A 25,937-nucleotide genomic window follows, 5' to 3' on the forward strand; every position below is an offset into this window, starting at 1 on the left:
GAGGTCGCAAGGCCGGGGGCAGAGCCCCCTCTTTATCGTCCAGTCAGAAGAAACTCTGCGGGTCAATATCGACCGACAGACGCAGATCGTTCTTCAGCCGTATGGGCCGGATCCAGCGCGAGATCGCGTCTTGGAGCGGCGTGCCCTTACTGGCCTTGATCAGCAGGCGGACCCGGTGGCGACCACGAATGCGGGCAATTGGCGCCGGGGCCGGGCCAAAGACCTGCGCGCCGATCTGGCGCAGCGGCATGTCGTTGCGCGCCAGTGCCATCCCCAGATCCATAACGGCGGACAGATCCGGGCCGGACAGCACGATCCCTGCCATGCGCCCATAAGGCGGCACGCCTGCGGCCTGTCGTTCGGCGGCTTCTGCGCGCCAGAAGGCTTCCTCATCCCCCGAGAGAATTGCGCGGATAACAGGGTGTTCGGGTTGGAAGGTCTGCATCAGGGCTTCGCCCGGTTTGTCGGCCCGTCCGGCCCGACCTGCAACCTGACGCATCAGCTGAAAGGTGCGTTCCGCCGCGCGCAGGTCAGAGCCTTGCAGGCCCAGATCCGCATCGATCACCCCGACCAATGTGAGCAGCGGGAAGTTATGCCCCTTGGCCACCAGCTGGGTGCCAAGGATGATGTCCGCCTCCCCGGCGGCGATCTCCTCGATCCGCTGCTTGAGTGCGCGGGCAGACCCAAAGAGGTCAGACGACAGCACCGCAATCCGGGCCTCCGGGAAGAGGGCCGCGGTTTCTTCGCCCAGCCGTTCGATACCGGGGCCGACGGGGGCCATCTTGCCCTCGACCTGACAGGTCGGGCAGGCGTCTGGTACGGGTTTGGTCTCGCCACATTGGTGGCACATCAACCGCTTCATGAAGCGGTGCTCGACCATGCGGGAATCACAATGGTCGCAGGTCACATGACCACCGCAGGCGCGGCAAATGGTGACCGGCGCAAAGCCCCGACGATTGAGGAATAGCAGCGACTGTTCACCCCGTTCGATACGCGCGGTCATCGCCTGCTTCAGTGTTGGCGAGATCCAGGTCGACGCGGGAAGTTTTTCAGCCCGCATATCAATCGCGCGCATCTCCGGCAGGACGGCTGAGCCAAAGCGCGCCGCGAGATCAAGCCGTTTGTATTTACCCGCCTCGGCATTGGCCCAGGTTTCCAAGCTGGGCGTGGCGGAGGCCAGCACCACCTGCGCCGAACACATCGCCGCGCGCAGCACCGCCATGTCGCGGGCATTGTAACAGACACCTTCGTCCTGCTTGTAGGAGGTGTCGTGTTCCTCATCCACGATGATGAGGCCGAGATTCTGATAGGGCAAAAACAGGGCCGAGCGCGCGCCGATTACCAGCTGCGCCTTGCCCTGCCCCACCATCCGCCAGACCCGGCGGCGTTCGGTCATCGTCGCGCCGGAGTGCCATTCCGCGGGCGTCGCGCCAAAGCGCTGCTCAACCCGTTTCAGAAATTCTGCCGTCAGCGCGATTTCCGGCAACAGCACCAGCGCCTGACGGCCTGCGCGCAGGGTGGCGGCGACCGCTTCCAGATAGACCTCCGTCTTGCCCGAACCCGTGACGCCCTTCAGCAGTGTGGTGCCATAGCGGCCACTGGCAACGCCCTCGCCCAGGGTGGCGGCGGCGGCGGCCTGATCTTCGGTCAGGGTCTTGCCGGGCAGATCCGGGTCCAGATTGGGATAGGGCAGATCGCGGGGCGCGTCCTCTTCGCGCAGGGCGCCCTGTTTCACCAGCCCTTTGATCACCGAGGTTGTGACCCCGGCCAGATCCGCGAGTTCTTTCGCCGTGAACGCCAGCCCGCCGTATTCATCCGCCGCCGCGAGCACCCTATCGCGGGCCTCTGTCATACGGTCCGGCATCTCACCCGTGGGGCGCAGCACCTTGCGCATGGACACAGGGTCAGAAAGGCCCGGCGCGCGGGTGGCCAGACGCAGCATCGCCGGCATAGGGGTCAGTGTGTAGTCGGCAGATTTGCTCAGGAACTGGCGCATCTCGTCGCGCATCGGGGCCACATCCAGCACCCGGTTCACCGGGCGCAGTTTGGCCGAATCGAAATCCCCGGCCCCCGGCCCCCAGATCACCCCAAGAACGCGGCGCGGGCCCAGCGGCACCTCGACATAGGCGCCCAGATGGCAGCCGCCTTCGGGTGCGCGGTAGTCAAGAACGCGGTCCAGCGGCTGTGTTGTCAGCACGCCAACCCGCTCGCCCTCGTTGAAAAATGCCTGCTCCTGCACGCCGTTCGCCTCTTCTGCCCGGTGGGGATGATGACCCCCAAAGCGATGCCCGGCAATCTACGCCGGGCGCACGGGGGGTTTTTAAAGCCTCCGCCATCAGGTAAAGGCTAGCGCAAACAAGGCCAACCCATCCAGAGGACCCTAGCCGATGAAATTCTTCGTAGACACCGCTGAAATCGACGCCATTGCCGAGCTGAACGCATTGGGCATGGTGGATGGCGTAACCACCAACCCGTCGCTGATCAAGAAGTCCGGCCGCGACATCATCGAAGTCACCAAAGAGATCTGTGATCTGGTGGATGGTCCGGTTTCCGCCGAGGTGACCGCAACCGACGCCGACACCATGATTGCCGAAGGCCGCAAGCTGGTCGAGATCGCCGAAAACATCGCCGTCAAAGTGCCGCTGACCTGGGACGGTCTGAAGGCCTGCAAGACCCTGACCGACGATGGTCATATGGTGAATGTAACCCTGTGCTTCTCTGCCAATCAGGCGCTGCTGGCGGCCAAGGCGGGCGCGACATTCATCTCGCCGTTCATCGGTCGTCTGGACGATATCAACCTGGATGGTATGGATCTGATCGAAGATATCCGCACCGTCTATGACAACTACGGCTTCGGGACCGAGATCCTCGCCGCCTCCATCCGCAGCGCCAACCACGTGCTGGAAAGCGCGCGCATCGGTGCCGACGTGATCACCGCGCCGCCCGCCGTGATCAAAGGCATGATCAACCACCCGCTGACCGACAAGGGTCTGGATGCCTTCCTCGCCGACATCAAAGCGGCGAATATCAAGATCCTGTAAGCCGCAAGGCACCGAACAGGTTTCAGGAGGGGCGGCCCGGTGGGCGGCCCCTTTTTCATTGGCGGACGCCCCTCCCCCGGGTACCGGCGGCGGTGCGGCGGTAGCGGGGAATTTTTTACCACGCTTGCGCAAAACCCGTGTTATAACACCGGGAAAACCCATCAGAGGTCAAAAAGAGCAGAACATGAGCACGACGGCAGAACTGGAAGACACTCTGCGCCAGGCGATCCTGGCCAAACCCGACGCCCTGTTGGAAGATCAGAGCGTGATGAACGCGTTGGTCAGCGCCAATGAACGCGCGATGGGGTCCAATATCGTGGACCTGCGCGGCATCGCAATGGAGCGTATGGAGGCCCGGCTGGACCGGCTGGAGGACACGCATCGCTCAGTGATTGCGGCGGCTTATGAGAACCTTGCCGGAACCAACCAGATCCACCGTGCTGTGTTGCGGCTGCTGGACCCGATGGATTTTGAGAGCTATCTTGGCAATCTCGGCGGGGAGCTGGCGGAGATCCTGCGGGTGGATGCGGTCACGCTGGTGCTGGAAACCGCACATCCCGAACAGGACGCCGCCGTGCAGCGCATGGATCAGGTGCTGAAAGTGGTCGAACCGGGATTCGTGGAGCAATACATCAATCCACAGCGCAATGGCCCGGACCGTCAGGTCACCCTGCGCCAGATGCAATGTGGCAATGCCCGCACCCATGGGGCCAAGGCTGATTTCATCCGCTCCGAAGCCTGTCTGAAACTGGAACTGGGCGAAGGCCGCCTGCCCGGTCTGCTGGTTCTGGGGGCCGAGGATCCGCATCAGTTCACGCCGCAGCATGGCACCGACCTGCTGGCGTTTTTTGCCGGCGTCTTTGAACGGTCGATGCGCCACTGGCTGTCGTGACGTCCCCGTCACCTCTATTGATCTCCCCGGCTTGCCGGGACGCGCTGGAGCAGTGGCTGGCCGGGCTGGCCGCGCTTCAGGGGGCCGCCGAGAACACCGTCACCGCCTATCGCGGCGATGTGGTGGAGTTTCTCGCCTTCATGACCCAACATTTTGGCGGCCCGCAGGGGATGGGGGCGCTTGCGGAGATTTCCACCGGTGATATGCGCGCCTGGATGGCAGCGACCCGCGCCAGCGGCACCGGGGCGCGCTCGCTCGCCCGCAAGCTGTCGGCGGTCAAAAGCTTCTACACCTGGCTGGCTGAGCGGCAGGGGTTTGAACCCACCGCCGTCTTGTCGGCGCGCAGCCCCAAGTTTCAGAAAAAACTCCCCCGCCCGCTGGCCCAGGATGCTGCGCGCGCCGTGATTGAAACCGTGGAGTTTCAGTCCACCACCGATTGGGTGGCGGCGCGTGATGTGGCGGTGGTGACGCTACTCTATGGCTGTGGGCTGCGGATCTCCGAAGCGCTGGGGCTGTCCGGGGCAGACGCGCCACTGCCAGCGGTGCTGCGGATCACCGGCAAGGGCGGCAAGGAACGGATCGTGCCGGTGCTGCCTGCCGCGCGTGAGGCAGTCGAGCGATATCTGCGGCTCTGCCCGCATCCCCAAGAGCGGGAGGCACCATTGTTTCGAGGTGTCCGTGGCGGGGCGCTGAATGCGCGGCTTATTCGCAGCGCCATGGCGCAGGCGCGCGCGCAGCTGGGCCTGCCTGCCAGCGCCACGCCCCATGCGCTGCGACACAGCTTTGCCACCCATCTTCTGGAAGCAGGCGGCGATCTGCGCGCCATTCAGGAGCTTCTGGGCCATGCCTCGCTGTCGACAACGCAGGCCTATACGGCGGTCGATACGGCGCATCTGATGGATGTCTACAACCGCGCCCATCCAAAAGCGTAAGGCCTGCGTAAAACACGCCATCAAAGGGCTGGATTTAACCCGGTAGTAAGGGGCCTGCGACAGATTGCGGGCGTCAAATCCAGAAGGAACCCATGATGAGTATCGTTGCCCAAAGCCATACCACCGACACCGCGCCGCTTGGCGCGCCGTATAATCCCGCCAATCGTAGTACCGCCAATGCCAGCACATCCGATATCGGCGATGTGGATTTCAGCCAGTTCTATGAGCAGCTTCTGGCGGACCTGGACAGCGATGGCGACCGTGAGATTTCCGATCAGGAATGGGCGGCCTATCGCGCAGGCAAAGCCGCGCGCGGTGAATTTGTCGCCGACCCAGGATCATCTGATACCGGCGATGGCCCCCAGCTGGTCGACAGCCGCGCCCTGACCGAAACGCTGTTTCGCAAGGCGCTGATGGAGGGTCATGCGGATCAATAAGTCAGTAAACTGAGGTGGCGGACTCTGGTCATCAACGATTGAGGTCTGGCGGTCCGCAAAGGGTGGCACCGCATCAAAGACCCGAATTTCTGCGCATAGGCGAGACGTTTTTCCATTGACCACTTGCGAGGGTGCGGGAAATTCGCCATCAGGGGCGTATGACACCTCAGTATCGTGCCCTCTCCGTTCACCTGCTGACCGCCACCGGCGCGGTTTTTGCAATCCTTGCCATGTTGGCTGCGGCTGATGCCAAGTGGAGCCTGATGTTTGTCTGGCTTGTTGTGGCCTTTGCCGTGGATGGGGTCGATGGGCCGCTGGCACGGCACTATGAGGTGAAGCGCTACGCGCCGGAGTTTGACGGCGTGCTGCTGGATCTGATCATTGATTACCTCACCTATGTGTTTATCCCGGCCTTTGCGCTGTTCAAATCCGGGTTGATGGCGGGGTGGACCGGTTGGGTGGCACTGATTGTGATCACCTTTGCCAGTGCCTTGTATTTTGCCGACACGCGGATGAAAACGAAGGATAACTCCTTCTCCGGGTTTCCCGGATGCTGGAATATGCTGGTTCTGGTGATCTTTGCGCTGGAACCGAGCCATTGGACCAGTCTGGCACTGGTCACCCTGCTGGCGATTGCGATGTTTCTGCCGCTGAAGTTCATTCACCCGGTGCGTACCGAACGCTGGCGCAAGGTGTCGCTGCCGATGGCACTGGCCTGGACATTTTTCGCAGGCTGGGCGGCATGGGTCGATTTCCACCCGGCAAGCTGGGCGCATTGGGGGCTGGTGCTGACCTCTATCTATCTGATCTTCGTCGGCATCGCGCAGCAGATCATTCCCGAGAACAAGGGCTGAGCGGGCCCTTTCAGGCCAATATCGCCAGACTGCGGGTCTCCGTTCCGTGAGACCCGGCACCGGGCTGCGGGCCTGTCGCGTATGGCGCGATATGTCGCAACCAAAGTTGACCATTTCCAATGGCGCGCCTGCTTAGGCGGGCAGACTGAGGCAGCGCTGTAACAGCCTGCGACGGATCAGCAGCTTGATCGGGTGAGGACAGCCACCCGCGCGGTCGGATCGACAGATCTCACACGGCGGAATCCGTGATTCACCTCCCCTGGCGGGATACCCTTTGAAAGACGCGGATCAAATCAGCAGTCCCGCTGCCCCTTCGTGACGCAAAAGAGCGACCTTGGTCTCAACCCCGCCGGCGCCGGAAAATCCCCCGAGACCTGAGGCGCCAAGCACCCGGTGGCACGGGATGATTACCGGAATAGGATTGGCGCCGCAGGCATTGCCGACGGGTTGGGCGGCTGCGCCCAGATCCTTTGCGATATCGCCATAGGTGCGGGTTTCGCCCAGCGGGATTTCCGACATGGCGGCGCAGACCGCGCGCTGAAAATCGCTGCCTGCGACTGCCAGCGGCAGATCGAATGCGGTCAGCTCATGGGCAAAATAGGCGCGCAGCTGGTCTAGCGCCTCAGCCGTCAGCGCCGATCCCGATGCGGCGGCCGACGCGGCCTGCCAGCTTAGGCGAACAATTGCGCCATCCTGCTCCCCCACGCAAAGCGTGCCGACAGGTGTTTCGAGACTGGCCTCTGCCATCTGCTGGGTCGCGGTTTCAGGGGGCTGCACGGGTCCGGTGATCCTTATGCTTGATGCTTGCACACCGTAGTCAGCGTCTGCGGGATCCTGCTCAGCGTCAAGGCGGAACCTCAATCCGGCTTCTGGACCTAACCTTTGGGATAGGAGGCTATGCCTTCGGCAGGGTCGGCTAACCTCAGGTGTCCATGCAATTGCACTAAATTTTAGTAAAACTGGGTCTCAAGTTATTCAGAAGGTCAATCGCCATGCATATCGCCAGCCAGGGAAATATCAGTGTCTACCGCATGCTGAATGGTCACATGAGTGGGCAGGCGGCGACGAAACAGGCGCAGGCCCAGCAGACCGGAACGCTGCCGGGCGGGCTGGAGACAGCGGCCTCCCTGGCGAAGACGGCCAAGGCCGTGTCCCAGCAGGCAGCCATAACCGGACCGAGTGAGGGCGGAAGCCTGATGGCCGCCGGCACCCAGCATCTGCGCACCGTGGTGCAACAGACCCTGCAAGATCTGCAATCGGGTTGCCACGCGGGGCCACTCCCGGCCAGCGAAGTGATTGCCCAGAACAAATATCGCGCGGCGCTGCGGGCGATCGGCTGATCCGACCCGGATTGCACGAAGCGCTGACGAAAGAACCCCCGGCGTTCTTTGACACCATACCCCCGTCAAAGACGTCAAAAGAAGCGCGCCGCCCGCCCCATCGAGGGGTGGGCGGCGCGCAGATCCCGTTGGGGATCTGAGATCACCGCTGTCCGGGGCAGCATCAGCTGCCCACCTGGACGACTCCCTCTCTTAGCTCAGCGCCGCATCGCAGCGCCCACAGACGCCTGCATGGCTGTGGTTGCCCACATCCGGCAGGATCTTCCAGCAGCGCTGGCATTTGTCGCCATCGGCCTTTTCAAACACCACAGAGACACCATCGACCTCCGGCATGCGGAAGGCTTCTGCCGGGGCAGGATCGCCGCTGAGGGCGATATCGGAGGTGATGCAGACATCGGCGAAGTTCACCGACTTCAGCGCCTCCAGCACCTCTGCGTCCCGCACATGTACAACCGGGGCCGCTTCCAGAGAGGCGCCGATCACCTTGTCCACGCGCTGCACCTCAAGGGCGGCGGTGACCACGCGGCGGGCCTGACGGACTTTGGCCCATTTTGCGGCCAGCGGCTCATTCAGCCAATCGGCAGGGGTCGCGGGGATGTCCTGAAGATGCAGCGAGCTGTCATCACCCGGGAAGCGCTCCAGCCAGACCTCTTCCATGGTGAAGACCAGGATCGGCGCCAGCCAGGTTGTCAGCCGGTGGAACAGAATGTCCAGAACCGTGCGGGCCGCACGCGCATTCAGCGTATCGCCATCGCAATAAAGCGCATCCTTGCGGACATCGAAGTAGAAGGCCGACAGATCCACCGTGGCAAAGTTGAACACCGCCGAGAAGACACCCTGAAAATCAAAGGCCTGATAGCCGGTGCGGACCTTGTGATCCAGTTCCGCCAGACGGTGCAGAACCCATTGTTCCAGCTCCGGCATATCCGCAGGCGCGACCCGCTGATCTTCGGAGAAATCCGCCAGACTGCCGAGCATATAGCGCATGGTATTGCGCAGGCGGCGATAGCCATCGGCGACGCCTTTCAGGATCTCCGGGCCGATACGCTGGTCAGCGGTGTAGTCGGTCTGCGCCACCCAGAGACGCAGGATATCGGCGCCATACTGCTGGACGATTTTCTCGGGCACAATGGTGTTGCCGAGCGATTTGGACATCTTGTTGCCCTTCTCGTCCAGCGTGAATCCATGGGTGACCACATTGCGATAGGGCGCGCGGCCCTTGGTGCCACAGGCCTGCAACAGCGAGGAGTGGAACCAACCGCGGTGCTGGTCGGTGCCCTCCATGTAGACGTCGGCAATGCCGTCCTCGGTCCCGTCTTCCCGGTCACGCAGCACGAAGGCGTGGGTGGAGCCGCTGTCGAACCACACGTCCAGCACGTCAAACACCTGATCATAGTCGTCGGGGTTCGCGATGCCATCGAGCATCTTTTCCTTGAAGCCATCCGTGTACCAGATATCGGCGCCATGTTCCTCGAACGCGGCCACGATGCGGGTGTTCAGCGCATCATTGCGCAACAGGAAATCGGGATCGGTCGGCAGCACGCCCTTCTTAGTGAAGCAGGTGAGCGGCACGCCCCAGGCGCGCTGGCGCGACAGCACCCAGTCCGGGCGGCTTTCGATCATGGAATAGAGTCGGTTGCGGCCCGTCTGCGGGGTCCAGTGCACCAGCTGGTCGATGGAGTTCAGCGCACGGGTGCGGATGGTGTCGCCCATCTCCCCCATGCTGTCGTCCAACTCGCGGTCAACGCTGGCAAACCACTGCGGCGTGTTGCGGAACACGATCGGCGCCTTCGAGCGCCAGGAATGCGGGTAGCTGTGGGTCACGCGGCCACGGGCGATGATGCCACCGGCCTCAACCAGCTTGGCGATCACGGCATTGTTGGCATTGCCTTCCTTGCCCTTCTTGTCAAAGACCTGAAGCCCGGCAAAGAACGGCACATGCGGCAGGAATTCAGATTCCTCGCCCACATTGTGGGTCATGCGGTCAATCCAGTTGCGCGCCACGAAACATTCGTAGTCATCCGCACCATGGCTGGGGGCGGTGTGCACAAAACCAGTGCCCGCGTCATCGGTGACATGATCGCCATCGATCATCGGCACGTCATAGTCCCAGAAGCCATCAGCGCCCTCGATGCCCTTGAACGGATGGTTCAGGGTCAGGCCATCGAGTTCGGAGGCCTCGACATCGCGGACCTTGGTGAATTCGGTCACGCGGGATTTCTCCAGCGCGTCTGCGGCCAGCGCATCGGCAAAGAGATACAGCTCACCCGGTTTGGTCCAGCTCTCTTCCTGTGTGGCGTCGACGCGGTAGAGGCCATAGGCCACTTTCGGGTTATAGGCGACGGCCTTGTTCGAGGGGATGGTCCAGGGGGTGGTGGTCCAGATGACCACGCGGGCATCAAGCAAATCTCTATTGGTGAGTTCAGCACCTTCGCCGGGCACAATCCGAATACTAAACGGCACCCAGATGGTGTGCGATTTATGGTCGTGATACTCGATCTCGGCCTCGGCCAGGGCGGTTTTCTCGACCGGGGACCACATCACGGGTTTGGAGCCCTGATAGAGCGTGCCGTTCATCAGGAATTTCTGGAATTCCCCCGCGATCACCGCCTCGGCGTGGTAGTTCATGGTCAGATAGGGATCATCCCAATTGCCGGTGATGCCCAGACGCTTGAATTCCTCACGCTGGATACCGACCCATTCATCGGCAAAGGCGCGGCATTCCTGACGGAAGTCGACAACCGGCACCTCATCCTTGTTCTTGCCCTTCTTGCGGTACTGCTCTTCGATCTTCCATTCGATCGGCAGACCGTGGCAATCCCAGCCCGGCACATAGCGCGCGTCAAAACCCATCATCTGGTGCGAGCGCACGATCATGTCCTTGATCGTTTTGTTCAGCGCGTGGCCGATGTGCAGGTGACCGTTGGCGTAAGGAGGGCCATCGTGCAGGGTGAAGGGCTTGCGTTCCGCGTCCGTGCCCCTGGCGGCGGCGGCCTTTTCGCGGAGTTTGTCATAGACGCCAATCTGGGCCCAACGCTCCAGCCAGCCCGGCTCGCGCTTGGGCAGGCCCGCGCGCATCGGGAAATCGGTTTTGGGCAGATTGAGGGTGTCTTTGTACTCAGGCGTCTGAGGCGTGTCGGCACACATGTGCAGCGTCCTTTGGATGATCTGGTCGTATTTTGGGATATTCGGTTCGGTGCGATGGCTCAAGCACCTTTGCCCGGCGGCTCACGTGGTCAGAGCGCCGGGGATATAATTCGAATAATGATGGCCGCAACATGGGACATGGAGGCCTTATAGGGCGGAGCGGCGGGAGGGTAAAGCGGCAGATAGAGGTTGGCATGCGTATGAGGGTGCGCGATGCTATCAGCATTCTTTCAAAATCATTGAGCTATCAAACGTATGCCCTCAACTGATGCCGTTACTATTTCGCTTCCCTTCACGCATCATCAACTAACAATGCTTCTGGCGACAGCCGGCCTTGTTGGTCTCCTGCTACTCGCCTGGTACGCCATATCCGTGCCAACCTACAAACAGAGGAGACACCGCTGGACCGGAAACAGTGCTCTGCTGATTTATGGACTCTGCGTGCTGCCGATCTGGGCCTTTCTCCTGTTCCAGACAGTTCCCGCACTCTGGCTTTTATCGGGGAATTTCCCGCCAGATACTGGCGTCGACCTGCGTTGGCATGTGCTTGCCTTTGTGGGGCTGGTGACTGCCACCGGAGGCTTAGTTGGCGCCCCCTTGGCACTGTTGCGCGGCTGGGCAAATGAGCGTCAGACCCGAACCGCCGAACAGAACCATATGACGGACCGCATCACCAAAGCTGTGGAACAGCTTGGTGCAGAAAAAACCATCAAACGCGTCATTGGTAATGAGGTTAGTGAAGTCGGATCCGCGCTTTCGCAGATACTAGCAACACCAAAACCAGTCATCGAGGAAGTTACCGAGCCAAACATCGAAGTCCGTATTGGTGGGTTGCTTGCGTTGGAGCGCATATCACGTGATTCGATCACGTATGATCGCGGCCGGGACCACCTTCTGGTCATGGACATTCTCTGCGCCTATGTCTGCAATAATTCACCGCTGAGCACCGCCGAGAATGTTGCCGAAGGTCGTTTCGTCCGTATGAAAAATAACCATATGATTTCACCTCCGGATGATCTGCCCGAGTCTGAGTACACGGATATCCACAAAAGGGTTTTCGAGATACCAAGCCCTCGCTCCGACATCGCTTTTGCAATCAAGATCCTCGGGCGCCGTACCCCTGAACAGATCCAGCACGAAAGGCGGCATGGTTACCGTCCGACGCTGTCACGCTGCAATCTTCAGCGAGCGGATTTTACCGATGGCGATTATTCACACATCAGTTTTTTCGAGTCGCGTATGGAAGGAGCCTATCTGAACGGAGCCAATTTCTCTCACTGCAACCTGACAGGAGCAGTTGTAACGCGAGGGATTCTAAGCGACACAACACTCGACTTCGCGAAGCTCCATCACACAGACTTCAGCCATGCTCAGCTGAGTTCAAGTTCTTTGGTCAGATGTTCTTATAGTTGTACATATTTTGATCAGACTCATATCGATAGGACCCTTTTCGAAATCGACTCGACACCAGGTTCAGAAAACCATTTCAAACTGATCCGGCCTCTTCTCCACTCAGTTAGGTTCCAAGGCATGCTGGACTACATGCTCAGCGGGGAAATGAAACCAGCCCGTAGACGCGTTCCGCGCAAATGGAGCGCCGTTGTTTTCAGGAATGCGACGGTTTCCTCCGCTGCGCTGCATTTTTTTGACCCTCATCGCACCTTTGGGGATGGCTCCGTCACCTTGACAAGTGGAGAGCGACCGGACCATTGGGTCGATGAAAGGTTAGACGATTTTGCATTTGATGACGCAGTGCAGGCCTGGGGCCAAACCTACGAGAGATTGCCTGAGGAAGACGGTGAAACAGGATTGCCACGGTAAAAAGTCGCACAATTGGTCGCAGGGATTGCCCCGCGCGGCGGGTGTACCGGGGGCGCGCTCTGGTGTAGCGACGGGGTGGAAAGGTGGAGTTCACATGACCCAGACAGCCCTCGCGCGGTTTGACATTACGGCGGAGCAGATCGCCTATGTGGTGGATATATTCTATGCCCGCGTGCGTGCAGATGCGGTGCTGGGGCCGGTGTTTTCGGCGCATGTCACGGACTGGCCCGAGCATGAGGCGCTGATCACCCGGTTCTGGCGCAATGCCATCCTGCGGGAGAAATGTTATAGCGGCAATCCGATGCGGGTGCATGTCAGCAGGCCGGATGTGAAGCCAGAGCATTTTGCGATCTGGTTGGGGGTGTTTCACGAGGTTTTGCAGGCGGAACTGCCAGAGCGGACGGCGCTGCAATGGGGCGCCCTGGCGGATCGCATCGGCGAGGGGTTTCGCACCGGAATCGTCGCCATGCGCCAGCCAAAAGACGCACCGCCAAAGCTGTTCTGATCGTCTGATCCGCGCGGGCACAGGAGCTCCCCCGCCCGCAGATGGCTGGCGGGGCCAGCGCTTCCTCGCGGCCTTGGGCGTGGCTCATGCGGGGCATGAGCCTCAGGCGGGTGGCTTGGAGTCCTTGGTGAAGAGGCCAGTGAGGGCGCGCTGGATAACCTTGCGGGTCCGGGGTTTCTGCGCCTTGGAGAAGGTCATCGGACGGCAGACTTCCATGGCGGCGATGCCAACGCGGGCGGAGAGCGCGCCATTCACCAGTCCTTCGCCGAAGCGGCGGGAGAGTTTGGAGAGGATCGATCCGCCAAGCACCGGTTCCAGCAGGTCATCGCCAACGGCGACAGCGCCGGTGGTCACCAGATGGGCGAGCACCGCGCGGGTGAGCCGCCAAGAGCTGAAGAAGCCGGAGCGCCCACCGTAGATATCGGCGATGCGGCGGATCATCCGCAGCGAGGTCACCAGCGCCGTCACCACATCGGCCAACGCCAAGGGCACCAGCGCAGTGACCGTTGCGACCTGCCGGGCGCCGCCCTCAACCACGCGCAGGGCGCGGGCATCCAGCGGCGCGAGCAGCTCCGCCTCCGCCAGATGCAGCAGCGCGTCGGCGTCCATGATGTCGCTCTTGCGCTCGGCCAGTCGGGCCAACCCCCATGTGAGATCCTTGCGCCCCTGGTAAAACCGTTCCAACCCCGCGACATAGCTGCGCGCGGCCTTCAGATCAGCGGTGGCATCAGCGGTCTGGCCTGCTGCGGGGTCGGTCGGGTCCGCTGAGAGCAGCGGTTGCGCGGTGCGCAGGCTCTCGACCCGGCGCAGGCGCGACAGAGCCGCGAGTTCACGCAGCCCCATCAGGAGAGCCAGAAGGACGGCCACGGCAAAGCCTGCGGTGATCGCCCAGCCCAGGAGCGGCACGCGGTCAATCAGGCCGGTGACAAACTCCCAGGCCGCGACCGAGATCACGGCGCCGATCAGCGCTGTCAGACAGGCCCAGAACCAGCGCGCCAGACGCGAGGGGCGCCGGTTGGCCAGTACGGCGGCCTGCGCCAGCGCGGGCTGTGGCAGGTCGCTGCTGGCACCGTCCAGATCCGGGACCGACGGCGCGCTGGCCACATCCGGGATTTCGTCTGCGGTGGCGCTGTCTGTGAGGTCGAAGAGGACGGCGTCCTTGCGGCTCATGGCGTGTCCTTTTCCGGGCGGTTCAGTTTGCTGGCAGCGGGTTTTGTCGCTTCTGTTGCGCTGGGTTTGGCTTCAGGCTTTGGCCAAGGTGCGGGCCAGATGTATTGAATATCCGGCAACCCTTCGTCGTTGCGCGCGCCATCGGTGCGGGTCTGTTCGACAAAACCTTCGCGCAGGTAGAACCGCTGCGCGCCCTCGTTGGCCTGAAACGTCCAGAGCTGGAGCGGCGACTGCACCGATTTGGCATAGTCCAGCAGCAAGCGGCCAAGCCCCTGCCCGCGCGCCGTGTCACGCACATAAAGCGCGCAGATCTCCGCGCCGTCGCGGGCCAGAAACCCCTCTACCCGCCCGTCGATCTGCGCGATGGTGACCCAGCCGCGATCAATCATGGTGCCGCAAAAGCTGATCGCCTCGGCCCCGGTGTGCTGCTTGGGCATCCAGGGGGTATCAACCTCGAAACTGTGCAGAATCTCGGCGATCTTGCCGGCATCGGTGCTGCGCGCGGCGCGCAGGATGGGCGGGGATGAGGCTGTCATAGGCGATCTCCGATCAGAAATTCCGCCGCCCGGTCCAGACGGATGTGAGGCGGGCCATCGCCGGGGCGCAGGGTCAGTGGTGCCGGGGCAAAGGCCATCGCCTGATAGTCGCCATCGAGCCAGCTTTCGGCCCCCTGACGAGCCGGGGTCAACAGATGTGAAGGGTCCTGCGGCAGCTCTCCGGGGTAAAAGGCGGCGGGTTTGCCGCTGTCCAGAAGGGTACCGCGCACACAAGGCAAATCGCTCCCGTCGTGGCTGCGCAGCTCCTCCGTCGTGGCGCGCAGGGCGGCGAGCGACAGGGCCGCCGTCTCCGCCCCAGCAAAGCGGGCGCGGTCCCGCGCGTCGCGGGTCAGCGCCTCGATGATGGCGGTCAGCTGGGGGTGCTGCTGGTGATGCAGGTGATCGGCCTTGGTCGCCGCGAACAGAATTTTCTCCACCCGTTTGCCGCGCAGGATCTGGCGCAGAAACCCGTTCCGGCCCGGACGGAAGGCGGCGAGGATGTCGGTCATCGCATGGCGCAGATCCTCCACCGCGCGGGGGCCGGAATGGATGGCGCTCAGGGCATCAACCAGCACCACCTGCCGATCAATGCGGGCGAAGTGATCGCGAAAGAAGGGTTTGACGACCTTGGATTTATAGGCCTCAAAGCGGCGCTCCATCTCGCGGTGCAGAGACCGGCGCGGCGCGCTGTCCGACAATGGGATCGGCGCGAAGGTCAGCACCGGCGAACCCGCCAGATCGCCCGGCAGCAGGAAGCGCCCAGGTGTGCAGTCATAGTAGCCAGCGGCGCGGGCGGCTTGCAGATAGGCGGCAAAGGCCGCCGCCAGATCCTGCGCTAGCGGCTCATCATGGGGAGCGGTGGCGTCGGCCTTCTGCGCCAGATCCAGAAACGTCTGCGCCTGCGAGCGACCACGGATGCGGGTCAGCACCTCATCGCACCACTGGGCATAGGATTTGTCGAGAAGCGCCAGATCCAGCAGCCATTCGCCGGGGTAATCCACGATATCGAGATGCAGCGTGCGCGGCCCCTGCAAGCCCAACAGCAACCCGTTGGGCTGGACCCTGAGGCTGAGCCGCAGCTCAGACACGGCCCGGGTGCTGTCGGGCCAATAGGGGCGCGGACCTGTGAGGGCGCCAAGGTGGTTTTCATAGTCAAAGCGCGGCACGGTATCATCCGGCTGGGGTTGCAGAAACGCCGTCTCGATCCGCCCTTCGCGCGCGGCGGACAGCTGCACCATACGGCCCCGGTTCATCAGATTGGCCACCAGTGAGGTAATGAACACCGTTTTGCCCGCGCGGGCCAGCCCGGTGACGCCGAGACGGATCGAGGGTTCAAACAGGCTCTCCGATAGCGAAGCCCCCGCCCCCTCGACGCTGCGCAACACTCCGTCTGCCAGTGATGATAATCCCAAAGGTCTGCCCCGCCTTGCGGCCCCTGCGTTGGACCGGATCCTTGTTCAATTTGACCAAGATAGGGGTTGGCGGGGCCTGATACCACCCCGGCGCAGTAGTGGCAGGGACTTGTGCCGCAGCCCCGGCCGCGTTACTTGCCCGCCCATGCCGCGTTTTGCTTTGAAAGTCGAATATCACGGCGCGCCCTTCGCCGGGTGGCAGCGCCAGAAAGATCAGCCCTCCGTTCAGGGGGCGGTCGAGGATGCGCTTGCGCGGCTGGAACCCGGCCCCCACACGATTGCGGCGGCGGGGCGCACGGACACCGGCGTGCATGGTCTGGGTCAGGTTGCGCATTGCGATATGGTGAAGGCTTGGGATCCCTTCCGCCTGTCAGAGGCGCTGAATTTCCACCTGAAACCCGCACCCGTGGCCATTGTCGATTGCGCCCGTGTCGACGGTGACTGGCACGCGCGATTTTCTGCGGTTGAGCGGCAGTATCTGTTTCGCATCCTGATCCGGCGCGCCCCGGCAACCCATGAGGCCGGACAGGTCTGGCAGCTCAATCATGGTCTGGATGTCGATGCGATGCAGGAGGCGGCCAATCATCTGATTGGTCAGCATGATTTCACCACCTTCCGATCGTCGATCTGTCAGGCGGCCAGCCCGCTGAAGACACTGGATGAGCTGCGGGTGGAGCGGGTGCAGGGCTTCTCGGGGCCGGAGATCCATTTCCATGTGCGGGCGCGGTCCTTCCTGCACAATCAGGTGCGCAGTTTTGTCGGTACGCTGGAGCGGGTCGGCGCGGGAGCCTGGGCCCCCGAGGATGTAAAAACCGCGCTTGAGGCCGAGGATCGCTCCGCCTGCGGACCGGTCTGTCCCGGTCACGGGCTCTATCTGGCGCGCGTGGGCTATCCTGCAAACCCCTTTGGTGTCGCGTAACTAAACTTCCGAGCCATAGGAGATTTGACGGCTCTGGCCAGATCAGGACCACCTGTTCATATTTTCGCTCGCCACCGGGAACCAATCGTTACCACATGCGTTTTCTCTTTGGATCTGGGTCGAGAATAAGCAGGTAAATACATGGGTAAAGAAATGACTCTTCTGGGCAGTCTGCTGCGGTATTCTTCGTTGCCCTTGTCGCTGATCGATCCGGAGGCAGACGAGCTGGAGCTGTCTTTTGTGAATTCAGCCTTTGAAAAGGCAACTGGTTATAAAGCTGATCAGGTGATTGATCGCCCCTGCCCTTTGTTCGACGGCCCAGCAGTGGATCAAAGTACGATCAGTGAGCTAAAAATAGCCCGCGACGGCTGTAAAGGGATCCGGCGCACTCTCTGGAACTATGATGCGAATGGGCATCCCTTCGAATGTTTGACCTATATTGACCCGATCACCGTTACGCCAGGGAGGGTTGTGTTGTTGGGCTGCCATTTCATGCTGTCACCGGAGCTGTCATCCACACTGCAGCCAAAGCTTGCGCTAGCTGAGGCCGCTTCCGATCAGGGAAGGGCCAATTCGCCCGATCGCCAAGAGCCTAAGCATGCCGCCGAATTGCATGGTTTGGAGGACCAGAAGGATGAGCTGCTAGATTATGCGCGCAAGGCGCTCCTGCGATGTTGGGAGATGCGGCGCAATACGCTCTACAGTCGGATTGATCTCTATTTCAATCGCCATCGCGGCAATCTTCTCGGTGCCGAAAATGCCGATATCGGTGCTTCTGCAATGCTGCAAGACTCGCTTTTGAAGCCGCGTCAAAGTCAGGCCTGACGGCCTGACTTAAGATCACTACGCCTTAGGGTCAGGACTCATTAATCCTGCACCTCTGGTTTGACTAATTTTGTCTCTGACAAGGAACAGATCCGCAGGAATAGTGGTTCTATTTCAAGGAAGTGTGACGCAGCTCAGAGGCAAAATCAGCCAAATCCCCCGGACGTGCGAACCGCTGCAAAGCAGTGGCTTTGAACGCTTGGAATTGACACCGCCAGTCCCGGCGCGCTCAAAACCACTGCATTTTTTGCCGTTCGCGCGCCAGCGATGCAGGATTAATGGGTCCTGACCCTAGGCGCCAGCTCATCATCCCCGGCCGCGGTAGGGGGGCACCCCTTGATCTGGGATCCAAATCGCGTCAGGCAGCGGGCCAGTCTGCCAGAACACATCAATCGGAATACCTCCCCGCGGATACCAATATCCGCCGATGCGCAGCCATTGCGGTTCCAGAAAATCGGCCAGACGACGCGCGATGGAGACCGTGCAGTCCTCGTGGAAGGCCCCGTGGTTGCGGAAGGATCCCAAGAAGAGCTTCAGGGATTTGCTCTCCACCAGCCATTTGCCGGGTACGTAGTCGATCACCAGATGGGCAAAGTCGGGCTGGCCAGTCATCGGGCAGAGCGATGTGAACTCCGGCGCGGTGAAGCGTATGTTGTAAGCCACATCCGCCTGCGGGTTGGGCACCCGCTCCAGTTCAGCCTCTTCCGGGCTTGTGGGCATCACCGTAGCACCGCCCAGTTGTTTCAGGTCTTTATAAATATCATCAGTCATCTTGTGTCTCCTCGCTCCGCGCGTTCAGACGCCGCGTTTGTTGCCCCAGACCAGCACATGCAGCTGCGGCAGCACACGGGGGGCAAACCAGCGGTCGGCGGTTACTTTTTCGATCAGCCAATGGAGCCGTTCGGTGGCGGCGGTCAGATCCACCGGTGTTTCGGGATCAACCTCAGGGTTGCCCGGCTGCAGATAGAGCGGCAGGTCAGGCTGACGGTTTGCCACAGCCTTGGCCCAATCGTAATCGCAGTCATCGAAGATCACGATTTTCAACACGATCTGATCACAGCCCTTGGCGGCCGCCAGACAATGGTCGAACTTCTGCCAGTCCACGCGGTGCCCGCTGGACGGCGGCTTTGGGCTGAGCACAAGCGTATCGAGTGCGGCAAACCAAGGCTGGCTGATGGAACCTTGAGTCTCGCAGGCGAAGCGATAGCCTGCCTCCTTGCCCAAAGCGATCAGCGGCGCGAAGTTCTGGATTGCGGGGTTGCCACCTGATAGCGAGACCGTCAGTGGTTGAGCACCGCTGAGGCGGGTCACCTCCTGCCAGATTTCCTCCGTATCCATTGGTGCCCAGGTGTCGCGGTAGCGGCTGTCCACCGCATGCAGGCTGTCACACCAGCTGCAGCGATAGTCGCAGCCCCCTGCGCGGACAAACACAGTGGGTTCACCGATCAGCGCGCCTTCGCCCTGAATGGTCGGGCCAAAGATCTCTGCGATGCGCAGGGTTGTCGGCGCTGACCGGCCAACCTCCGGCCTGTTCGCAAGAGATGAGGTGTCAGCCGTCGCACGCACGGCGCGCGGAATCAAAACGTCGGTCATGGTCGGTATTCCGCCCAGGTCTTGGGCGTCTCGGACACCCGCACCGCGGCGGTTTCCGGCCAGCGGGCAGCACACCAATCATAGAAATGGCGCGCCATGTTTTCGGCAGTGGAGGGCCCCTCCATCACATCATTCAGATGGCGGTGGTCAAAGCTGCCGTCGATGTAGTTCTTCAGCGGTGCCAGCTCGTGATAATCCCGCACAAAGCCATCGCTGTTCAGTTCCGCGCCCGCCAGTTCGATCACCACGATATAATTGTGCCCATGCAGCCGGGCGCATTGATGATCGTCCGGCAGATGCGACAGCTGATGCGATGCGGAGAAGTGGAACTCCTTGGTGATGCGAAACATCAGGCGGCCCCCTCTTGCACGGCGGTGCGCCAGAAGTCGGGATCCGTGTAGACCGTGGGATCCTCTACCCCCGCCAGATCAAAGGCCTCGCGGCGTTCGACGCAGGTGCCGCAGCGCCCGCAGTGATGCTCACCGCCCTTGTAGCAGGACCATGTCTCGGCAAAGGGGGTGTTCACCGCCGCACCTTCGGCAACGATGTCCCCTTTGGAGCGATGCACAAAAGGTGTCACCAGCGACACATCGGCATAGCCATCCAGCGCCATGCGCTGCATCGCATCAAAGGCGTCGGTGAAGGCCGGGCGGCAGTCCGGGTAGATGAAGTGATCGCCGCCATGCACCGCCGTTGCCACGGCTGTATCGCCCTTGGCGGCGGCAATCCCGTAGGCGATGGTCAGCATGATGGCGTTCCGGTTGGGCACAACCGTGACCTTCATGGTCTCTTCGGCGTAGTGCCCGTCCGGCACATCGATATCATCGGTCAATGCAGAGCCGCTGAGCGCGGCGCCGATCGAACGCATGTCGATGATTTCATGGGGAACCCCAAGCCGTTGCCCACAGGCGGCGGCGTAATCGAGTTCCTTGCGATGACGCTGTCCATAGTCGAACGACACCAAACGCGAGAGCTGCCCTTGGGCAGCCAGAATATGGGCAAGGGACACGGAATCGAGCCCGCCCGAGCAGATGACAAGTGTTTTCAAGTTTTCAGTCCTTGTTTTGATATCCGGGTAGGCTGCGACCGGAAGGCGTGCGTATAGCGACTGCCGTTAACCACGGCAAGATATCCACAGAAAATTTCCGCGACGTCAGGATCTGCGGTGATCGACTTTGGCGTTATGCGGTTTTTGGTTTATTTTCATAGCATTAGTATCAAAATAAAAAGCGCTCTCCGAGTGGAGAGCGCCTGAAAGTGATTTCAGAGGTTCGTTTTCCCAACGCTCCGCGAGGGGCCGGGGCAGAGCGTTAACCGAGATTTTCCTGGCTATAGGCCTTAAGTTCAGCCCTCGCGACCTGCCTGCGGTGGACGGCGTCAGGACCATCGGCGAGACGTAAGGTCCGCACATGGGTCCAGGCCTGCGCCAGCGGCGTGTCCTGGCTGATCCCCTGCCCACCATGCATCTGCACCGCCTCGTCGATCACCTTCAGCGCGACGCGGGGCGCGACCACCTTGATCTGGCTGATCCAGGGCGCAGCGGCGCGGGGGTCCCCCTGATCCATATACCACGCTGCCTTGAGGCAGAGGAGACGGGCCATTTCGATCTCCATCCGGCATTCCGCGATGATGTCGTAGTTGGCGCCAAGCTGGGCCAGTGGCTTGCCAAAGGCCTCGCGGCACAGTGAGCGGCGGCAGAGTTGTTCCAGCGCGCTTTCGGCCTGACCAATGGCGCGCATGCAGTGGTGAATGCGTCCCGGCCCAAGGCGGCCCTGCGCGATCTCAAATCCGCGCCCCTCTCCCAGCAGCATATGATCTGCCGGAACACGGACATTCGAGAAGCGGATATGCATATGGCCGTGGGGGGCGTCATCATGGCCGTAGACCTCCATCGGGCGCAGCACCTCGATCCCCGGCGCATCCGCAGGCACGACGATCATCGACTGGCGCTTGTGTTTGGGCAGGTCGTCGCCGCCGGTGCGCACCATGACGATATAGACCTTGCAGCGCGGGTCCCCGGCACCGGAGGCCCACCATTTTTCGCCGTTCAGTACATAGTCATCGCCATCGCGCGCGCAGGACATGGAGATATTGGTGGCATCAGAGCTGGCCACATCCGGCTCCGTCATCAGATAGGCCGAGCGGATCTCCCCCTGCAGAAGCGGCGCCAGCCATTGCTGTTTCATCGCCTCGGTGCCGTAGCGTTCGAACACCTCCATATTGCCGGTATCCGGCGCGGAGCAGTTGAAGACCTCCGCCCCCAGCGGCGTTTTACCCATCTCCTCAGCGAAATAGGCGTATTCCACGGTGGAGAGGCCAAAGCCCTTGTCGCTGTCGGTGAGCCAGAAATTCCAAAGACCCTGCGCCTTGGCCTTGGCTTTCAGGCCTTCAAGGATTTCGGCCTGCCGGTCGGTGTATTGCCAGCGGTCGCCCCTGCCGATTTCGGCGTGATACTCGGCCTCCAGTGGCATGATCTCGTCGCGGATCATCGCCGCCACCCGGTCCAGAAGCGCGCGGTTTTCGCTCCGCATTCCCAAGTTCATGTCCATCCCGGCGCCTCATGTGGTTGTTTCGTTTGACCGCAGCATGGCGCGTAGATTGCGGCGCTGTCCAGCCGCGTGACGGGACGTCACGGGCGGTTGCACGCAGCGGGACAACGAAACGGGCCCCGAAGGGCCCGTCTGCAAGCGGTTTATTCTGCCGCCTCGGCGTAGTCTTCCATCGGCGGGCAGGTGCAGACCAGATGGCGGTCGCCGTAGGCGTTGTCGACGCGGTTCACCGGCGGCCAGTATTTGTCGACCCGGAAGGCACCCGGCGGGAAGCAGCCCTGTTCGCGGGAATAGGGGCGATCCCAGTCTTTCACGAGGTCTTCCATCGTGTGAGGGGCGTTTTTCAGCGCGTTGTTTTCTGCGTTCATTTCCCCTGCCTCGACCGCACGGATTTCCTCGCGGATCGACAGCATGGCCTCGCAGAACCGGTCCAGCTCGGCCTTGGTCTCGGACTCTGTCGGCTCCACCATCAGGGTGCCAGCAACCGGCCAGGACATTGTTGGTGCATGGAAACCGCTGTCGATCAGACGTTTGGCAACATCGTCCACGGTGACATTGGCGCTGGCCTCGAACGGGCGAGTGTCCAGAATGCATTCATGCGCGACGCGGCCCGTGGGCCCCTTGTAGAGCACGTCATAAGCGCCTTCCAGACGCTTGGCGATGTAGTTGGCGTTGAGGATCGCCACTTTCGTCGCCTGCGTCAGGCCCGCCCCCCCCATCATCAGACAGTAGGCCCAGCTGATGGTCAGAATGGAGGCAGAGCCGAAGGGCGCGGCCGAGACCGGCCCCTCCTGACCACCGGTTTCCGGGTGACCCGGCAGATGCGGCTGCAAATGGGCCTTCACCCCAATCGGACCCATGCCGGGGCCACCGCCACCATGCGGGATGGCAAATGTCTTGTGCAGGTTCAGGTGGCTCACATCGCCGCCCAGATCGCCGGGACGGGACAGGCCCACCATGGCGTTCATATTGGCGCCATCGATATAAACCTGACCGCCATGATCATGGGTGATCTGGCAGACCTCATGCACGGTTTCCTCAAACACGCCGTGGGTCGAGGGATAGGTGATCATGCACCCTGCGAGGTTCTCGGCGTGTTTCTCAGCCTTTTCACGGAAATCGTCGAGGTCAATATCGCCGTTATCGGCGGATTTAACCACCACAACTTTCCACCCCACCATCTGGGCAGAGGCCGGGTTGGTGCCATGAGCCGACATCGGGATCAGACAGATGTTGCGATGGCCCTGCCCGTTGGCGCGGTGATAGGCCGCGATGGACAGAAGGCCCGCATATTCGCCCTGCGCGCCGGAGTTCGGCTGCATGGAAATCGCGTCATAGCCGGTGATCTGACACAGTTTCTCCGACAGATCGCTGACCATCTCGGCGTAGCCCTGCATCTGATCGGCAGGCGCAAAGGGGTGGATATTGGCAAATTCCGGCCAGCTGAGCGGCATCATCTCGGCGGCGGCGTTGAGCTTCATCGTGCAAGAGCCCAGCGGGATCATCGCGCGGTCCAGCGCCAGATCGCGATCTGCGAGGCGGCGCATGTAGCGCATCATTTCGGTTTCCGCCCGGTTCATGTGGAAGATCGGATGTGTCAGGTAGTCGGATGTGCGGTGCATGTTCTGCGGCACGCGATACTCAGGCGTGAAGTCATCGTCGCTGCGGCGGATGCCGAAGGCGCGCCAGACCGCTTCGATGGTTTCGGAGCGGGTGACCTCATCCAGGGTGATGCCAACGCGGGTTTCGCCGACCCGGCGCAGATTCAGCCCTTCGTCCACAGCGGATTTCAGCACCGCCTCCTGCAAGGGGCCAACGTCCACGGTGATCGTATCGAAGAAGGATCTGGGATCCACCTTAAAGCCTGCCTCCTCCAGACCTTTTGCCAGACGGACGGTCTTGCGGTGGATACGCTGCGCAATGGCTTTCAGGCCTTTGGGGCCATGAAAGACTGCATACATCGACGCCATGACCGCCAGCAAGGCCTGCGCGGTACAGACGTTGGAGGTCGCCTTCTCGCGGCGGATGTGCTGTTCGCGGGTTTGCAGCGACAGGCGATAGGCGCGGTTGCCATGGGCATCGACTGACACGCCGACGATCCGGCCCGGAATCGCGCGTTTATAGGCATCCTTGGTGGCCATATAGGCCGCATGCGGACCACCAGCGCCCACCGGCACACCAAAGCGCTGGGTCGAGCCGACAGCGATGTCGGCGCCCATCGCGCCCGGTTCCTTCAGCAGGGTCAACGACAGCGGATCGGCCGCGACAACGCCGATCGCCTTATGCACATGCAGCTGGGCGATGTGATCGGTGAAATCGCGCACATGGCCGTAGGTGCCGGGGTATTGGAACAGCGCGCCAAAGACCTTGTCCGCCTCCAGCTTGTCAGGGTTGCCGACGATCACCTCAATCCCCAGCGGCGCGGCGCGGGTCTGGATCACGGCGATGTTCTGTGGGTGGCAATCGCGATCGACAAAAAACGCCTTGGCCTTCGATTTGGAGACCCGCTGCGCCACGGTCATCGCCTCGGCGCAGGCGGTGGCTTCATCCAGAAGCGAGGCATTGGCGATTTCCAGACCGGTGAGGTCTGAAATCATGGTCTGGAAGTTCAGCAGCGCCTCAAGACGGCCCTGCGAGATTTCGGGTTGGTAAGGCGTATAGGCGGTGTACCAGGCCGGGTTTTCCAGAATGTTGCGTTGGATGGCGGGTGGCGTCACGGTGCCGTGGTAGCCCTGCCCGATCAGCGAGGTCTTCAGAACGTTTTTGCCCGCGACCTCTCGCATGTGATGCAGCAATTCACGTTCGGACAGAGGGCGGCCAAACTCCAGCGCGGCGGCCTGACGGATGGTGGCGGGCACGGTGTCGTCGACCAGCGCGTCCAGGCTCTTGGCGCCGACCACGGCGAGCATGTCGTCCATCTCCTCAGGTGACGGTCCGATATGACGGCGGTTGGCAAAGTCGTACGGCAGATAATCCGTGGGTTCAAAAGACATATGTCGCCCTCTTCAGCAACAGGAGGTTAAGGCAGCAGGAGGCTGCGGGCAGGCCCGATCTTGCGGCTGGTTGCCGCGATCTATGCAGGAACAGCGATCAAAAAACCCCGCCGCGCAAGAGGCGCAGGCGGGGTGGAAGGATCAACCGATGAAGTCCTTGTAACCGGCTTCATCCATGTAATCGTCCATCGGGGACAGATCGGAGGGTTTGATCTTGAAGAACCAGGCATCGCCCTGCGGGTCCTCGTTGATCTTGCCGGGGTTGTCGGCCAGCGCCTCATTCACCTCGACGATCTCACCGTCCAGCGGCGCCAGAATATCGGAGGCGGCTTTGACAGATTCGATCACGACGATCTCATCATCCTTGGACACTTCGGTGCCGACCTCGGGCAGTTCCACAAACACGACATCACCCAGCTGCTCGGCTGCGTGGCTGGTGATGCCCACTGTGATCAGATCGTCGCCTTCCGGCAGCAGCCATTCGTGTTCTTCGGTAAATTTCATCGGTCTCTTCCTTTGGAGGTGACGCTGACGTCAGCGTCTGTATCCGGTCGCCCTGTCAGACGACCATGGTGTGGTATTCGAAAGCTGTGACGGCATGGGGTCGGCAGTAAGCGCCGGAGCCGGAGCCGGTGCAGTCATTTTCTGTTTCCGAGGTCTCAGCAGCCATGCCGATCCATCCCATGCATTTCTGGGCCGGTCCGATCCGCTGTGGTGGCATGGTCCCGGCATCAAATCGTACGCGCAGGCAATGCCTGCACGATGTGATGCCCCCTCTGTCCCTTTGCCTGAGATCGTTATCCCTTCGGCGTCCTGATGTGGTCAGGATCTCTCCAGAGTGTGTTGCGCCTGCGGTCCTTGTGGCCTGAGAGTTTCCGGGGCGGTTGCTCCTTCGGCACCAAAGTCGGCGGTCAATTCCCGCCGCGCTGGTTCTCCCGCATACGCCTGTATACGCTAGCAATAATATCGTT

23 protein-coding genes and 2 riboswitches are annotated in these 25,937 nt (G+C 61.6%); of the genes, 10 read left to right on the forward strand and 13 right to left on the reverse strand.

What is annotated here, in order from left to right; genetic code table 11:
• Positions 1–43: 43 nt before the first annotated feature.
• The gene (locus GAL_RS14315; protein WP_024098281.1) at positions 44–2,239 is read right to left on the reverse strand and encodes a primosomal protein N'; all 2,196 of its coding nucleotides are present in this window, start codon (positions 2,237–2,239) and stop codon (positions 44–46) included.
• 148 nt (positions 2,240–2,387) lie between these two features.
• Here GAL_RS14315 and fsa point away from each other — a divergent pair, with 148 nt between their 5' ends.
• From fsa to GAL_RS14340, 5 genes are all read left to right on the forward strand, one after another.
• Positions 2,388–3,041 (forward strand): fructose-6-phosphate aldolase, encoded by a 654-nt coding sequence (gene fsa / locus GAL_RS14320; RefSeq protein WP_024098282.1) that lies wholly within the window; start codon positions 2,388–2,390, stop codon positions 3,039–3,041.
• A 184-nt stretch (positions 3,042–3,225) separates the two neighbouring features.
• Positions 3,226–3,933: a DUF484 family protein gene (locus GAL_RS14325; protein ID WP_024098283.1), complete on the forward strand. Its 708-nt coding sequence runs from the start codon at positions 3,226–3,228 to the stop codon at positions 3,931–3,933.
• Positions 3,930–4,865, forward strand: a complete 936-nt coding sequence (locus GAL_RS14330; protein ID WP_024098284.1) for a tyrosine recombinase XerC — start codon at positions 3,930–3,932, stop codon at positions 4,863–4,865. The genes GAL_RS14325 and GAL_RS14330 overlap by 4 nt, the downstream gene beginning before the upstream one ends.
• A gap of 95 nt (positions 4,866–4,960) precedes the next feature.
• A complete protein-coding gene (locus GAL_RS14335) occupies positions 4,961–5,302 on the forward strand; it encodes a hypothetical protein (RefSeq protein WP_024098285.1) in 342 nt (113 codons plus the stop codon).
• A 158-nt stretch (positions 5,303–5,460) separates the two neighbouring features.
• Entirely contained in the window at positions 5,461–6,156 is a 696-nt protein-coding gene (locus tag GAL_RS14340; protein ID WP_024098286.1) for a CDP-alcohol phosphatidyltransferase family protein, read from the forward strand.
• 288 nt (positions 6,157–6,444) lie between these two features.
• Here GAL_RS14340 and GAL_RS14345 read toward each other — a convergent pair whose 3' ends face one another.
• Positions 6,445–6,903, reverse strand: coding sequence for a methylated-DNA--[protein]-cysteine S-methyltransferase (locus GAL_RS14345; RefSeq protein WP_040104105.1), 459 nt, complete (start codon positions 6,901–6,903; stop codon positions 6,445–6,447).
• Between the two features lie 245 nt (positions 6,904–7,148).
• On the opposite strand from GAL_RS14345, the gene GAL_RS14350 reads away from it, so the two are divergent.
• Complete coding sequence (locus GAL_RS14350; protein WP_024098288.1) at positions 7,149–7,496, forward strand: hypothetical protein; 348 nt, start codon at positions 7,149–7,151, stop codon at positions 7,494–7,496.
• 192 nt (positions 7,497–7,688) lie between these two features.
• Here the strand turns inward: GAL_RS14350 and ileS are convergent, their stop codons facing one another.
• Positions 7,689–10,643 (reverse strand): isoleucine--tRNA ligase, encoded by a 2,955-nt coding sequence (ileS, locus tag GAL_RS14355; protein ID WP_024098289.1) that lies wholly within the window; start codon positions 10,641–10,643, stop codon positions 7,689–7,691.
• 255 nt (positions 10,644–10,898) lie between these two features.
• Here ileS and GAL_RS14360 point away from each other — a divergent pair, with 255 nt between their 5' ends.
• Together GAL_RS14360 and GAL_RS14365 are read left to right on the forward strand one after the other, a co-directional pair.
• A complete protein-coding gene (locus GAL_RS14360) occupies positions 10,899–12,464 on the forward strand; it encodes a pentapeptide repeat-containing protein (protein WP_024098290.1) in 1,566 nt (521 codons plus the stop codon).
• 94 nt (positions 12,465–12,558) lie between these two features.
• Positions 12,559–12,969 carry a group III truncated hemoglobin gene (locus tag GAL_RS14365; protein WP_024098291.1) on the forward strand — a complete coding sequence of 137 codons (411 nt, stop codon included), beginning with the start codon at positions 12,559–12,561 and terminating at the stop codon, positions 12,967–12,969.
• A gap of 102 nt (positions 12,970–13,071) precedes the next feature.
• Here GAL_RS14365 and GAL_RS14370 read toward each other — a convergent pair whose 3' ends face one another.
• The 3 genes from GAL_RS14370 to GAL_RS14380 are packed head-to-tail and all read right to left on the reverse strand — an operon-like array spanning position 13,072 to position 16,087.
• Complete coding sequence (locus tag GAL_RS14370; protein ID WP_024098292.1) at positions 13,072–14,139, reverse strand: YcjF family protein; 1,068 nt, start codon at positions 14,137–14,139, stop codon at positions 13,072–13,074.
• Positions 14,136–14,675 (reverse strand): GNAT family N-acetyltransferase, encoded by a 540-nt coding sequence (locus GAL_RS14375; RefSeq protein WP_024098293.1) that lies wholly within the window; start codon positions 14,673–14,675, stop codon positions 14,136–14,138. The genes GAL_RS14370 and GAL_RS14375 overlap by 4 nt, the downstream gene beginning before the upstream one ends.
• Positions 14,672–16,087, reverse strand: coding sequence for a YcjX family GTP-binding protein (locus tag GAL_RS14380; protein WP_024098294.1), 1,416 nt, complete (start codon positions 16,085–16,087; stop codon positions 14,672–14,674). Before GAL_RS14380 ends, GAL_RS14375 begins: the two co-directional genes overlap by 4 nt.
• Before the next feature lie 145 nt (positions 16,088–16,232).
• Between GAL_RS14380 and truA the strand changes: the two genes are divergently transcribed.
• Positions 16,233–17,006, forward strand: coding sequence for a tRNA pseudouridine(38-40) synthase TruA (truA, locus tag GAL_RS14385; protein WP_024098295.1), 774 nt, complete (start codon positions 16,233–16,235; stop codon positions 17,004–17,006).
• Between the two features lie 141 nt (positions 17,007–17,147).
• Positions 17,148–17,831 carry a PAS domain-containing protein gene (locus GAL_RS14390; RefSeq protein ID WP_024098296.1) on the forward strand — a complete coding sequence of 228 codons (684 nt, stop codon included), beginning with the start codon at positions 17,148–17,150 and terminating at the stop codon, positions 17,829–17,831.
• 306 nt (positions 17,832–18,137) lie between these two features.
• Here the strand turns inward: GAL_RS14390 and queF are convergent, their stop codons facing one another.
• The 7 genes from queF to gcvH all read right to left on the reverse strand — a co-directional run bounded on the left by queF (position 18,138) and on the right by gcvH (position 25,470).
• Positions 18,138–18,602: a preQ(1) synthase gene (gene queF / locus GAL_RS14395; RefSeq protein WP_024098297.1), complete on the reverse strand. Its 465-nt coding sequence runs from the start codon at positions 18,600–18,602 to the stop codon at positions 18,138–18,140.
• Positions 18,603–18,626: 24 nt separating this feature from the next.
• Positions 18,627–19,424: a 7-carboxy-7-deazaguanine synthase QueE gene (queE, locus tag GAL_RS14400; protein WP_024098298.1), complete on the reverse strand. Its 798-nt coding sequence runs from the start codon at positions 19,422–19,424 to the stop codon at positions 18,627–18,629.
• Entirely contained in the window at positions 19,421–19,774 is a 354-nt protein-coding gene (gene queD / locus GAL_RS14405; protein ID WP_024098299.1) for a 6-carboxytetrahydropterin synthase QueD, read from the reverse strand. The genes queE and queD overlap by 4 nt, the downstream gene beginning before the upstream one ends.
• On the reverse strand, positions 19,774–20,472 hold the full coding sequence (queC, locus tag GAL_RS14410) for a 7-cyano-7-deazaguanine synthase QueC (RefSeq protein ID WP_024098300.1): 699 nt from the start codon (positions 20,470–20,472) through the stop codon (positions 19,774–19,776). The genes queD and queC overlap by 1 nt, the downstream gene beginning before the upstream one ends.
• A 262-nt stretch (positions 20,473–20,734) precedes the next feature.
• Positions 20,735–21,973 (reverse strand): acyl-CoA dehydrogenase family protein, encoded by a 1,239-nt coding sequence (locus GAL_RS14415; protein ID WP_024098301.1) that lies wholly within the window; start codon positions 21,971–21,973, stop codon positions 20,735–20,737.
• A gap of 143 nt (positions 21,974–22,116) precedes the next feature.
• The gene (gcvP, locus tag GAL_RS14420) at positions 22,117–24,966 is read right to left on the reverse strand and encodes an aminomethyl-transferring glycine dehydrogenase (RefSeq protein ID WP_024098302.1); all 2,850 of its coding nucleotides are present in this window, start codon (positions 24,964–24,966) and stop codon (positions 22,117–22,119) included.
• Between the two features lie 141 nt (positions 24,967–25,107).
• Positions 25,108–25,470, reverse strand: a complete 363-nt coding sequence (gene gcvH / locus GAL_RS14425; protein ID WP_024098303.1) for a glycine cleavage system protein GcvH — start codon at positions 25,468–25,470, stop codon at positions 25,108–25,110.
• A gap of 268 nt (positions 25,471–25,738) precedes the next feature.
• Positions 25,739–25,807: riboswitch (glycine riboswitch) on the reverse strand.
• Position 25,808: 1 nt separating this feature from the next.
• Positions 25,809–25,914, reverse strand: a riboswitch (glycine riboswitch).
• Positions 25,915–25,937 lie beyond the last annotated feature (23 nt).

Origin of the sequence: Phaeobacter gallaeciensis DSM 26640 (assembly GCF_000511385.1) — a bacterium.
Classification (GTDB): Bacteria; Pseudomonadota; Alphaproteobacteria; order Rhodobacterales; family Rhodobacteraceae; genus Phaeobacter; species Phaeobacter gallaeciensis.